The following is a 12,396-nucleotide window of genomic DNA, read 5'->3' as shown; positions in this document are numbered from 1 at the left end:
TTTTTGTGCCTGTAATCAACAAAGAGTGTCAATCAAAAAACACGCATCTCATCGGATGTGTGTTTTTGATTTTCAATTAAGTTTCTTTAATAAATTCAGCGGATACCCAACCCTTTTTACCATCAGCCTTTACTTGGTACCAATCGCCTTTCTTTTCAAGAATTTCTACTTTTGTATCTTTAGCCAACGTAATAATAAAATTGTCTGCAGCGACATTAGCAGAAGAACGAAGATTTAAGCGATCTGTTGTTGTTCCCGAATTATTAGTCGTTGCTTTTGTTTCTTGTTTTGTCTCTTGTTTTGGAGTAGACGGTACAGATGGTGCAGACCCAGTCTTCACATATTGAGCAGAAACCCAACCCGTTTTACCAGATGCGCTCACTTTTAACCAAGTACCACTCTTCTCTAAAATATCGACTTTTTGATTACTGTTAAGTGTTGTAACTAAGTTGTTCGGTGCAACCTTAGCAGAAGAGCGAAGGTTTAAACGAGCAGTAGTCGTTCCAGAACCTGTAGCTTTTTCAACAGAAGGAGAAGCAGGCTTACTTGGTGTAGCTGTAGGAGTTGAAGATCCAGTCTTCACATATTGAGCAGAAACCCAACCTGTTTTGCCAGATGCGTTCACTTTTAACCAGCTACCACTCTTTTCTAAAATATCAACCTTCTGATTATTGTTAAGTGTTGTAACTAGGTTATTCGGTGCAACCTTTGCGGAAGAGCGAAGGTTTAAACGAGCAGTAGTCGTACCAGTTCCTGTAGCCTTCTCGACAGAAGGAGAAGAAGGCATACTTGGTGTAGATGAAGAAGAATTAGTCTTCACATACTGAGCAGAAACCCAACCTGTTTTGCCAGCGGCCTTTACTTTTAACCAACTGCCACTCTTTTCTAAAATATCAACCTTCTGATTGTTATTAAGTGTTGTAACTAAATTGTTTGGAGCAACCTTAGCAGAAGAGCGAAGGTTTAAGCGAGCAGTAGTCGTTCCGGTACCTGTAGCCTTATCAACAGAAGGAGAAGCAGGCTTACTTGGTGTAGATGAAGAAGAATTAGTCTTCACATACTGAGCAGAAACCCAACCTGTTTTGCCAGATGCGTTCACTTTCAACCAGCTGCCGCTTTTCTCTAAAATATCGACTTTTTGATTATTGTTAAGTGTTGTAACAATATTTTTTGAGTCAATTTTATTAGATGAGCGGAGATTTAAACGAGCAGTAGTTGTTCCAGTTGAAATGACTTTATCACCTGGTTTTGAAACTTGATCAGGTGTAGACGGTTTAGCTGTACCAGTCTCAGTTGTTTTTACATATTGAGCGGAAACCCAACCTGTTTTACCTGCAGCAGTAACCTTTAGCCAGCTACCATTTTTCTCAAGCACATCAACCTTTTGATTTTGATCCAGTGTTGAGATAATATTTGTCGCCTCAATCTTATTTGAAGAGCGAAGGTTTAAGCGAGCGGTTGTTGTCCCAGATCCAATAACTGGTTGTTTAACCGGATCCGCTTGATCGTTACCTGGTTTTGGTGTATTTGTTGGTGCTTCCGCATTCACTTTTACAAACTCAGCAGAAACCCATCCATCGATGCCATTTGCATGAACTTGATACCAACCATCTTTTTTACTAATAATCGTTAGTTTTGTGCCACTTGGTAGTAACGTTAATCGATTACTACTTGTACTTGGCTCAGAACGAACATTTAAATTCGCCGTTGTTGTACCAGGTGTTCCATCTTTCTTTTGGTCGTCATCAATCTTCGTGTAATCAGGGGTTGTACCTGGTTGATTTTTGTATTGAGGGATATCGTAATGAAGGGTGTAATCATCAACCAAGTTATACATGCTAGCCATTCTAGATGTTTGCTTTTCGGCCCATCCTATATCTGTTGCATATTGGTGAGTGGCCGGTGCATCAGGATTCCAACGCATTTTATAAAGCGTATTCTGTCCCTTAGATATGTAGTTGTTCCCAACAAACTTAGCTCCACCAATGATTGCGGATTCTTTAGTGAACCAACCTTGATTATAGGCATACGCCGCACCTGCTTGTTCAGCATTACCGTCATATGCACCGATACCGTACATATTATAAACGGTTTTTCCATTATGACTGATTCCTTTTGCAAGTGGTGAAGTTCCGTTTCCGGTTTCAAGTAGCGCGTGGGATACAAGATAAATTTCATTGACACCGTTCGTTCTTGCAGCATCAATAAAGGCTTGTCCTTGACCAGATAACGATCCTTTTCCATTTAAAAGCTGATTATTAATAGATTGTGCACTTAAGTTTGCCGTTTCGCTCAAATTTAAAAATTGATAAAAGCTACTCGTGCCAGGTTTAACGTTGTTCGGGTTTAGATAATGAGCTACATCCTCAGGACTAGCATTCTTCCATGTGCGATCATACTTGATTTGGTACCAAGTTGATCCATCGCTTGCTTTCTTGCTACCCAGAATCGTTAGTTTCTGGCCATTACTTGTTTGACCAACTTTCCATGACTGTGAACTTGCTCCACCACGTACATTCCAAGCTCCCTTAGATGTTCCAGACTTACCACCAGCATTGAGGTTTACGCCATCTGAATGGATATAAACATCATAGTTTTTATCCGTTTGGGCGTTTGCCTTCACTTGTTTTTCGACGACATTGTTAAAGTCCAGATCGTATTGAGTGACTTTATACGTTGAATTAGCTAAGGCAGATTGAAATGGCACTGAAGACATCATAAAAGCTAAGACAATGGGTGAAGTACCTGTGACAACATGACGAATGTTAATGAATCTCACCTCTTCATAAATTATAGTAATTAGGGAATCTATATAACTAGTCCCCTACGACTATTATCGGTTTTTACAGACAAAAAGTTAAGAGATTCCCCTTCGAAATAAGTCGAATCTAGTAAAACGGTTCTTTTTAACTAGTTTTAAATAACCATTATTAAAAGCATTCATTTAAATGGGGGATTTATTTTTCTCGTTATAATGAAGAAACGCGTTAAACTACGGAAACCTAAGGTGTTACAACCGTATGAAACGTAACTCAAGCACTGTTATTATTCTTGTATAATATATTGTATTAATCCATCTGGATTCTAAGTTTTGAATTCGTAGCATAACTTAATTAAATCCTTCCAATTCGAAAGGATATTCAGTAAATCCTAGAAAGCAATACGATTTTCTAGAATTTTGTATACATGGTTAGAAAATCTTCCAATAAAAAATACTATTTTAAAAAGATTGAATATTGCATTCCTTGTGTGAACCTTTTATAATAAAAAAATACCAATTACGAAATTTGCAAAAAATTCTCGTATAAATCTATTAAACGTAGTTTTTAAAGTAATAAGCTACTAAATATATTAGTACAAAGTGAGTGGTCGTATGGTGAAATTGGATGATGTGGACTTTGCCATCCTTAAGTTGCTTCAAGAAAACGGGAAAAGGCCGTATACAGAAATTGCTAAGCAAATCGAAGTAAGTGAAGGGACGATTCGGACAAGGATCAGCCGAATGCTTCAGGAAAAGGTATTTGAATTTATCATTCATATCGAGCCTGATGCAATTGGATTGCAAGTACAAGCAATCATTGGCATTACCACAAAGCTGGGTCAGCAGGAAGCTGTAGCTAAACACTTGAACCAGTACCCAGAAGTTCGTTTTGTTGCTGCATTCTCAGGAAGACATGACTTAATTCTACAAGCGTACTTTAAAAGCAACGAAGACCTTGTTCATTTTGTGAATAAGGAACTTGCTAAATTAGATGGAATTGTTTCAGCAGATGTAAGTATTGAATTAAAGAAATACAAGGATACGTTCTCTTATATGGCTTAATACAAGCTGAATTATTTGAAAATAATCACATTTACAAATATCGGGGTGGATTACTTGGATAAAGGATTATTAAACATTAAGAATCTATCAACCTCTTTCCGGATTAATGATGAATACTATGCGGCGGTTGATAATGTTTCGCTTAGTGTAAACAAGAACGAGATCTTAGGAATTGTAGGGGAGTCTGGTTCGGGTAAGAGTGCACTGGCTTTCTCGATTATGGGGCTTCATGATAAGTTGAACTCTAAAATTGAAGGTGAAATTAATTATAAAGATCAGAATATTGCTTCGTTTTCCGAAAAGAAAATGAACAAGCTACGCGGTGAAGAGATTGGAATGATCTTCCAAGATCCGTTAACGGCTTTAAACCCTTTAAAGGTAGTGGGTGAGCAAATTAGTGAGATGCTCTATTTGCATACCAAACTTGGGAAAAAAGAAAGAAAAGATAAAGTTCTTGATTTAATTAACCAGGTAGGGATCCCTAGACCGGAATATGTGTATAATCAGTTCCCACATGAGTTATCCGGAGGAATGAGACAGCGTATTGTGATCGCGATCGCAATTGCATGTGACCCAGAGTTTTTAATAGCAGACGAGCCGACTACGGCATTGGATGTGACAATCCAAGCTCAAATTCTTTTTTTAATTAAGAGACTGAAAAATGAAACAAATAGTGGCGTGATTTTAATTACACACGATTTAGGCGTGGTAGCTGAAATGGCAGATCGAGTGGCTGTAATGTATGCTGGACAAATTGTTGAAATAGCTACAGTTAGTGAGTTATTCAAAAATGCAAAGCATCCATATACTCGCTCTTTACTAAACTCAGTTCCACACGGGCATGAAGCAAAAGCAAAATTACATGTGATTCAAGGAATGGTACCTTCACTACAAAAACTTCCTCGTACAGGTTGTCGCTTTGCACCAAGGATTCCATGGATTGCTGAAAAAGCACACGAAGAGAATCCGGAACTGCATGAAATCTCACCAGGGCATTTTGTGAGATGTTCATGTTACAAGCATTTTGAATTTCCTGATAAAGTTGAGGAGGCAGCTGGTCATGGCGTTACTGGAAGTTAATGATTTAAAGGTACATTTTCCAATTAAGGCTGGAATACTTAAGCGGACAGTTGGACATGTCAAAGCAGTAAATGGTGTTTCTTTCAATTTAGAGCCAGGACAAACATATGGTTTGGTAGGCGAATCTGGTTCAGGAAAAACTACTTCAGGTAGAGCCGTTATCGGTCTAAATGAAATTACGGGTGGAAACGTGTTATTTGATGGAAAGGATATCACAAAGGGATTAAAGAGCGGATTCGATTACCGAAAAGATATTCAAATGATCTTTCAAGATCCCTACTCTTCATTAAATCCAAAAAAACGAGTCATTGATATCATTGCTGAGCCTCTACGCAATTTTGAAAAGCTAACAAAAGTTCAAGAAAAAGAACGCGTAAAAGAACTGCTTGAAAAGGTAGGCTTAAACCCTGAAAGCATCTTCAAGTATCCTCACGAATTCTCAGGGGGCCAAAGACAGCGAATTGGGATTGCTCGTGCTATTGCTTTGAAACCGAAGTTAATCATAGCTGATGAACCTGTTTCCGCATTAGACGTATCGGTACAGGCTCAAGTACTAAATTTCTTGCAGGAAATTCAAGAAGAATTAAACTTGACGTATTTGTTTATTAGTCATGACTTAGGGATTATTCGTCATATCTGCGATCGAATTGGGATTATGTATAAAGGACGTTTTGTGGAAGAAGGGACAAGCGATGACATCTTTAACAACCCTCAACATATTTATACAAAACGATTATTATCGGCCATCCCAGATATTGATCCAGATAGTCGAGATGAACGTGATGCAATGCGTAAAGAGGTATCTAGAGAATACGATGAATCGTTTAATGATTATTTCGATGAAGAAGGACAGGTTCTTGACTTGCAGCGAATCTCTGATACGCACTTAGCTGCTTTACCTGGAAAGGGTAATTAATATGTGGAAATTTATAGTTAGAAGGTTACTTGTAGCAATCCCACAAATTTTTCTCTTGTCTTTGTTAGTATTTATAATGGCTAAAGCAATGCCAGGGGATGCACTTACTGGATTGATTAATGATCCAGATCTATCTGCAGAGGCTGTTCAGGAATTAAGAGAAAGAATGGGAATTGATAACCCTTGGTATATACAATATAAAGATTGGATTATCGGAGCATTTCAAGGTGATTTCGGAAATTCATTCACTCAAAAAGTACCTGTTACAGATTTAATTAGTTCTAGAATTTGGAATACAGTTTGGTTATCTTTATTATCTACAATTCTAATCTATTTAATGGGTATCCCTTTAGGTATTTGGAGTGGAAAATATCATGACACATTAAAGGATCGTATTATTACAGGTTATACGTACATTGGTTTTGCGACTCCTTTGTTTATTTTCGCATTAATTATGTTATTAGTATTTGGATTTATGCTTAGATGGTTTCCGACGGGCGGAAGTGTTGCACCGGGACTTACGCCAGGTACATGGGAATACATTCTGAGCAAAATCTATCATTTAATTCTACCATCCTTTTCGATAGCATTAATAGGTCTTACTGGTACAGTTCAATATTTACGTAGTGAAATTATTGACACTAAACAAAAAGATTTTATTAAATTAGCGAGATCTAAGGGTGTTACTGAAAAAAGATTATATAATAACCACATTTTTAGAAACTCATTAATGCCAATTGCAGCTCTTTTTGGCTACGAGATTACATTGCTTATATCTGGATCGATATTTGTTGAATCTATTTTCACCTATCCTGGAATGGGGCAACTTTTTGTACAGTCAATTACCACGAGAGACTTTAGTGTGGTAACGGCAATTGTACTATTGTTTGGATTTGCATTTATCATTGGCGGATTATTATCAGACATCATTATGAGCATTGTAGATCCAAGAATTCGAATTAAATAATAGTGAGCTGGGGTGAAATGTTTTGGCTAAGAGTGTTGCCACGGTTACGGAAGAGAAAACACCTTCTGGTTTCCGTATAATTTGGCGGGAAATTATCCGCGATAAAATAGCTTTAGTTTCGTTTTTGATTGTTGCATTGCTTGCACTAGCTGTATATGGAGTATCTATCATCTTGGACAAAGATCAGATTGTTACAGTAGATTTGTTTGCTATGTACGAGCCGCCTTCATCTCAGTTTTGGTTAGGGACTGATTATGGGGGGCGTGATATTTTTGGTCAGTTGATTATTGGCACACGTAACTCTCTTTCTGTGGGTATACTCGTTACACTCATAAGTGGAGTTACAGGTATTCTTGTTGGTTTATCAGCAGGCTACTTTGGTGGATGGGTAGATAACATATTAATGAGAATACTTGATTTCTTTCAATCACTACCAACAATTATGATTATTATTGTTTTTGTAACAATTGTACCAAAGTATGATGTTCCAACATTTTCTTTGATACTGTCTATCTTCCTTTGGATGGGAATCGCAAGAATTATAAGGGCAAAAGCCATGCAGGAATCTTCTCTTGAATATGTTCATGCTGCAAGAACACTAGGTTCTTCACATCTAAAAATCCTTTTTGGACACGTTTTACCAAACGTTATGTCTATTATTATTGTTACCATGACACTGAATTTAGCTGCAAATATAGGTATTGAGGTTAGTTTATCGTTTTTAGGCTTTGGTTTTCCAGAATCTACGCCGAGTTTAGGGACATTAGTAGGCTATGCAAGAAATCCCCAGGTATTAGAGTTAAGACCTTGGATATGGTTACCTGCATCATTATTAATTTTCATTCTGATGCTGTGTATAAATAATGTCGGGCAAGCGCTAAAGCGGGCGACTGACGCAAAACAAAGAAGAGGATAAAAAGGAGGAGTCAGAGTATGAAAAAGTTTGATCGTACGAAGAAAAAAACAGCTTTGCTAGCTTCAACAACTGCAGTTATCTTAGCTTTAGCCGCGTGTAGTGGTGATTCAGATTCAGAAGGAGGTAATACTTCTGATGGTGGTGGAACATCTGACGCAGGTGATTCCGAAGAAACAGAAGATGCTTTGTTTTCTATTGATGACTTTGAAACAGTTAAGGGAGAGAATGGAGAAGAGATCATAGATGGTGGAACACTAAATGTAGCATTAGTTACAGACACACCATTCGAGGGAACATTACATCCTAACTTTTATCAAGGCACGTTCGATGCACAAATTCTAGATTGGTTTGAAGAAAGTCTAGTTAGTGTTGACGAGAACTTTTCGTATACACAGGATGGTGCTGCAACTTTTGAAGTGAACGATGATGGAGATGTATTTACATTCACTATTGGTGATAACGTCAATTGGTCTGATGGAGAACCTGTTACTGCTGAAGATTGGGCATTCTCTTTTGAAGTATTAGGGGATGAAGACTATGAAGGTGTTCGTTTTACAGAAGCTTCAAACGTTCAGGGTTTTAACGAGTACCGCGCAGGGGAAGCAGAAGATATTTCTGGATTAAATATTATTGATGATAAAACATTAGAAATTACATTTACTGAAGCAAATCCATCCCTACTTGCAAGTGGAATCTGGACATTTGCAATGCCTAAGCATATTTTTGAAGATGTTCCAGTAGCAGATATGGAGTCTTCACCGGAAGTAAGACAAAACCCAATTGGCTTTGGTCCATTTGTTGTTGATTCTATCACACCGGGAGAAGCAGTCGTGCTTAAGAAAAATGCAGATTACTGGCGTGGAGAACCAAATGTAGATGAAGTCGTACTATCAGTAGTGAATCCTCAAGTTATTACTCAATCAGTTGAAAACGGGGATGTAGATATTGCAATCTATCCAGGTGATCAATATGCTGACAACTATGAAAGCTTAACAAATGTTGAAATGCTAGGGATTATTGAGCCTGCTTACACATACATTGGGTTCCAAATGGGAACAATGGAAGATAATAAAAACGTGACGGATCCTGATAAAGCAGTGTCGGATATTAACCTTCGTAAAGCGATGGCTTATGCTGTAGATAATACAACTGTAGCTAATCAATTTTATGATGGCTTAAGATGGGCTGGTACTACATTAATTCCACCATCCCACCCTGCTTATCATGATGAAACAGTTGAAGGTTATACGTATGATCCTGAAAAGGCAGAGCAACTTCTAGACGAAGCTGGATATGAAGATATTGATGGTGATGGCCTTCGTGAAGATCCAAATGGAGAAAAGTTAACATTGAATTTTGCCTCTATGAGCGGAGGGGACACAGCTGAACCACTAGCTAACTATTATGTTCAAGCTTGGAAAGCGGTTGGTATCAATGTTGAATTATTAGATGGTCGCTTACAAGAATTTAATACCTTCTATGATCGTCTTAAAGCTTCGGATCAAGCAATTGATGTCTATCAAGGAGCTTGGGGTGTAGGTGCAGATGTTGACCCAACAGGTCTTTGGGGAGAAGAAGCTGCATACAACTATACTCGTTGGACTGATGAAAAGAACAATGAATTATTAGCACAAGGTACTTCTACAGAAGCACTTGATTCAGAAAAAAGACAAGAAATCTATAGTGAGTGGCAGGAATATATGGTTGAACAAGTTCCAGCATTCCCTACTCTATATCGTTCTCAATTGACAGCTGTTAATAATCGTGTTGTTAATTTTGCTCCGGCAGATGCAGAGGGCACAGGTGTTTACCTTAACGAATTAGGTTTAACGGCTGACACAGCTGAAACGGCTAATTAATATCTCGGAAGAAGAGTTTGGATCTAATCCAAGCTCTTTTTTTATTTCAGAAAAACATTACACAAAACTAGTGTATTTCAATTTTGAAAGATTCGTAACTCTAATTAATTTCTAGGCAGTTATCGTATTAAGCTAAGTGCTTTGATACGAAAAAATGAGCAATTAAATAACATTGTCAGAAAATTTACTAAAGAAATACTATTTAAATAAAAAGAATATTGCGTACTGTGTGAAAATCTATTATAATTTAAAAAACAATTCAAGAATTTGTTAAAAAGAGTAAGGGTTTAACTGAAAGGAGGGTTTATGGAAAAAATTGATGCGGTGGATCGAGCCATATTAATGCACTTACAAACAAACGGAAAGTCTGCCTTCACACGTATTGCATCCAGTTTGCAGGTAAGCGAAGGAACTGTTCGTATGCGTGTAAAAAAAATGCTAGAAAAAAAATACTTTCAATTTATGATTCATATGGATCCAGCTAGTGTTGGTCTGGAGGTTCAAGTCATTATTTGGGTGAAAACTCAGCTTGGTCAACAGGACCTGGTAGCTGAGGAATTAAGTCATCTCCCAGAAGTACGTTTTACAGCAGCTTTCTCGGGTCAGTATGATCTCATCGTTCAGGCTTATTTTAGGAATAAAGAGGAGCTCATTCAGTTTGTGAATAAGAAGTTAGCATCAATTAATGGAATTATTACATCCGATTTAAGTATTGAATTAAAACAATATAAAGATTCGTTTTCATATATTACAGATTAATAGAATATATGTGAGGTGTGAGGGGGGACAGGATGTCAGAGCCACTTCTTCAGGTTAGTCATTTAAAGACTTATTTTGAACCAAATAAAACAAGATTAGTGAAGGCTGTAGATGATATTAGCTTTCAAGTGAACAAAGGTGAGACATTAGCGGTTGTAGGAGAGTCAGGGAGTGGGAAAAGTGTTACGTCCTTAACCATCATGGGATTATTGTTCTCACCACCAGCAAAAATTGAGGGTTCTGTAAAACTAGAAGGGCAAGAGTTAATTGGGTTGTCTGATCGTAAACTTGATCAAATAAGAGGAAATGATATGTCAATGATTTTTCAAGAGCCCATGACCTCTCTTAACCCTGTATTTACAATTGGCAATCAAATTGCTGAGACCTTAATTAAGCACAAAAAGATTTCCAAGAAAGCTGCTAAGGACGAAACCATTCGTCTTCTAAAGCTAGTAGGGTTTGGTCGAGCTGAAGAGATGCTGAGGGAGTTTCCTCATCAATTATCAGGTGGGATGAGGCAAAGGGTAATGATTGCCATTGCTATGGCGTGTAACCCAAAACTTCTCATTGCAGATGAACCAACAACAGCATTAGATGTAACGATCCAACAGCAAATACTTGATCTCATGATTAAAGTAAAAGAAGAGTTTCAATCGTCTATCTTGTTAATTACTCATGATTTAGGTGTGGTTGCCGAGATGGCTGATCGTGTGTTGGTTATGTATGCGGGGCAGGTTGTTGAACAGGCAACTGCTTATGAGCTCTTCACAAATCCGAAGCATCCTTACACGGTAGGGCTTTTAAATAGCATGCCAAAGATAGATGATGAGCAAAAAGAGCGCTTAGATGCCATACCTGGAACGGTACCAGCGGCTCACAGGTTTCCAGAAGGATGTCGTTTTGCTCCGAGATGCCCGCACGCAAAAGAAGAATGCACAGCGAGTATGCCTCCACTTCTAGAGCTGGATCAACATCGATCAGTGCGTTGTGTTCTCTATAAAGAAGAGGCGGTGGGAGTATGACAGTAGAAAAGCAACCCTTAGTAGAGGTAAAGGGGTTAAAGAAATACTTCCCTATTAATAAAGGAATCTTACAACGTAAGGTAGGCGATGTAAAAGCCGTTGATGATGTAAGCTTTACTATTTATAAAGGAGAAACATTAGGAATTGTTGGAGAGTCTGGCTCCGGGAAGTCCACACTTGGTCGAATGGTACTAAAGCTTATTGATCCAACAGAGGGCGAAATCATTTTTAATGAACAGAATTTTGGTACTATTAAGAATTCTGAAACACGAAAGCTACGTAGAGATATGCAAATGGTGTTCCAAGATCCATATGCATCGCTAAACCCCAGGATGAGTGTTGGAGAGCTTTTAGAAGAGCCGTTGCTTGTACATAAGACCATTTCTAGCAAACAAGGCCGAAAGGAAAAGGCACTAGAGCTTTTAGAGAAGGTAGGGCTGCCTCGTGAAGCCTATTCAAAATATCCTCATGAATTCTCTGGTGGGCAACGTCAACGGATCGGAATTGCAAGAGCGCTGAGCACAAATCCTGAATTCATCATTGGTGATGAACCAGTATCAGCCTTGGACGTATCAGTTCAGTCACAGGTATTAAATTTAATGCAAGACCTGCAAAAAGAGTTCAACTTAACGTATATGTTCATTGCGCACGATTTAAGTGTAGTGAAACACATTAGTGATCGCGTGGCTGTTATGTATTTGGGTCGGATTGTTGAAATTGCTGATAAACATGCTCTTTACAAACAACCGCTTCATCCTTATACACAGGCTTTAATTGCAGCAGTTCCGTCTACTGACGTCACTGTAAAACGGGAGAAGGTGGCATTAACAGGCGAGCTACCTAGCCCTGCTAATCCTCCAAAGGGATGTGCTTTCCATACTCGGTGCCCACATGTTCATGAGCGGTGCAGGGAAGAAAGACCGTTACTTGTAGACCAAGGAAATGGACAACTGACAGCTTGTCATCTGTATTCAACAGACAACCATGAAGCAAAGGCTACGTAAGAAACTGTATATGCTTTAAGGAGGTGAGGGTTTAAAGGTTTTCTGTACGA

Annotated in this window: 10 protein-coding genes; 9 read left to right on the top strand and 1 reads right to left on the bottom strand. The window is 38.3% G+C overall.

Annotated features, from left to right (window positions below):
* Window positions 1-76: 76 nt before the first annotated feature.
* Window positions 77-2,707, bottom strand: a complete 2,631-nt coding sequence (locus ACQKKO_RS00780; protein WP_498643342.1) for an SH3 domain-containing protein — start codon at window positions 2,705-2,707, stop codon at window positions 77-79.
* Between the two features lie 666 nt (window positions 2,708-3,373).
* On the opposite strand from ACQKKO_RS00780, the gene ACQKKO_RS00775 reads away from it, so the two are divergent.
* The 9 genes from ACQKKO_RS00775 to ACQKKO_RS00735 all read left to right on the top strand — a co-directional run bounded on the left by ACQKKO_RS00775 (window position 3,374) and on the right by ACQKKO_RS00735 (window position 12,346).
* Window positions 3,374-3,823, top strand: coding sequence for an Lrp/AsnC family transcriptional regulator (locus tag ACQKKO_RS00775; protein WP_203088183.1), 450 nt, complete (start codon window positions 3,374-3,376; stop codon window positions 3,821-3,823).
* Between the two features lie 54 nt (window positions 3,824-3,877).
* Window positions 3,878-4,903 carry an ABC transporter ATP-binding protein gene (locus ACQKKO_RS00770; RefSeq protein WP_498643340.1) on the top strand — a complete coding sequence of 342 codons (1,026 nt, stop codon included), beginning with the start codon at window positions 3,878-3,880 and terminating at the stop codon, window positions 4,901-4,903.
* Window positions 4,884-5,819 (top strand): ABC transporter ATP-binding protein, encoded by a 936-nt coding sequence (locus ACQKKO_RS00765; protein WP_498643338.1) that lies wholly within the window; start codon window positions 4,884-4,886, stop codon window positions 5,817-5,819. Before ACQKKO_RS00770 ends, ACQKKO_RS00765 begins: the two co-directional genes overlap by 20 nt.
* 1 nt (window position 5,820) lies before the next feature.
* Window positions 5,821-6,786: an oligopeptide ABC transporter permease gene (gene opp4B / locus ACQKKO_RS00760; protein ID WP_498643336.1), complete on the top strand. Its 966-nt coding sequence runs from the start codon at window positions 5,821-5,823 to the stop codon at window positions 6,784-6,786.
* Between the two features lie 22 nt (window positions 6,787-6,808).
* Complete coding sequence (locus ACQKKO_RS00755; RefSeq protein ID WP_498643334.1) at window positions 6,809-7,702, top strand: ABC transporter permease; 894 nt, start codon at window positions 6,809-6,811, stop codon at window positions 7,700-7,702.
* A 17-nt stretch (window positions 7,703-7,719) separates the two neighbouring features.
* The gene (gene opp4A / locus ACQKKO_RS00750; protein ID WP_498643332.1) at window positions 7,720-9,561 is read left to right on the top strand and encodes an oligopeptide ABC transporter substrate-binding protein; all 1,842 of its coding nucleotides are present in this window, start codon (window positions 7,720-7,722) and stop codon (window positions 9,559-9,561) included.
* 306 nt (window positions 9,562-9,867) lie between these two features.
* A complete protein-coding gene (locus ACQKKO_RS00745; RefSeq protein ID WP_498643330.1) occupies window positions 9,868-10,320 on the top strand; it encodes an Lrp/AsnC family transcriptional regulator in 453 nt (150 codons plus the stop codon).
* Window positions 10,321-10,352: 32 nt separating this feature from the next.
* Window positions 10,353-11,342 (top strand): ABC transporter ATP-binding protein, encoded by a 990-nt coding sequence (locus tag ACQKKO_RS00740; RefSeq protein WP_498643328.1) that lies wholly within the window; start codon window positions 10,353-10,355, stop codon window positions 11,340-11,342.
* Window positions 11,339-12,346, top strand: coding sequence for an ABC transporter ATP-binding protein (locus ACQKKO_RS00735; RefSeq protein ID WP_498643326.1), 1,008 nt, complete (start codon window positions 11,339-11,341; stop codon window positions 12,344-12,346). Before ACQKKO_RS00740 ends, ACQKKO_RS00735 begins: the two co-directional genes overlap by 4 nt.
* The last annotated feature ends 50 nt before the right edge of the window (window positions 12,347-12,396 follow it).

It is taken from the genome of Alkalihalobacillus sp. NPDC127517 (genome assembly GCF_050276055.1).
In the GTDB taxonomy this organism is placed as follows: Bacteria; Bacillota; Bacilli; order Bacillales; family Bacillaceae_D; genus Alkalicoccobacillus.
This window is presented reverse-complemented; position numbering and strand designations above follow the sequence as displayed.

Coding starts and splice junctions, on each gene's coding strand:
- ACQKKO_RS00735 (WP_498643326.1), top strand. CDS start 11,339: ATGACAGTAGAAAAGCAACCCTTAGTAGAGGTAAAGGGGTTAAAGAAA.
- opp4A (WP_498643332.1), top strand. CDS start 7,720: ATGAAAAAGTTTGATCGTACGAAGAAAAAAACAGCTTTGCTAGCTTCA.
- ACQKKO_RS00765 (WP_498643338.1), top strand. CDS start 4,884: ATGGCGTTACTGGAAGTTAATGATTTAAAGGTACATTTTCCAATTAAG.
- ACQKKO_RS00775 (WP_203088183.1), top strand. CDS start 3,374: ATGGTGAAATTGGATGATGTGGACTTTGCCATCCTTAAGTTGCTTCAA.
- ACQKKO_RS00745 (WP_498643330.1), top strand. CDS start 9,868: ATGGAAAAAATTGATGCGGTGGATCGAGCCATATTAATGCACTTACAA.
- opp4B (WP_498643336.1), top strand. CDS start 5,821: ATGTGGAAATTTATAGTTAGAAGGTTACTTGTAGCAATCCCACAAATT.
- ACQKKO_RS00740 (WP_498643328.1), top strand. CDS start 10,353: ATGTCAGAGCCACTTCTTCAGGTTAGTCATTTAAAGACTTATTTTGAA.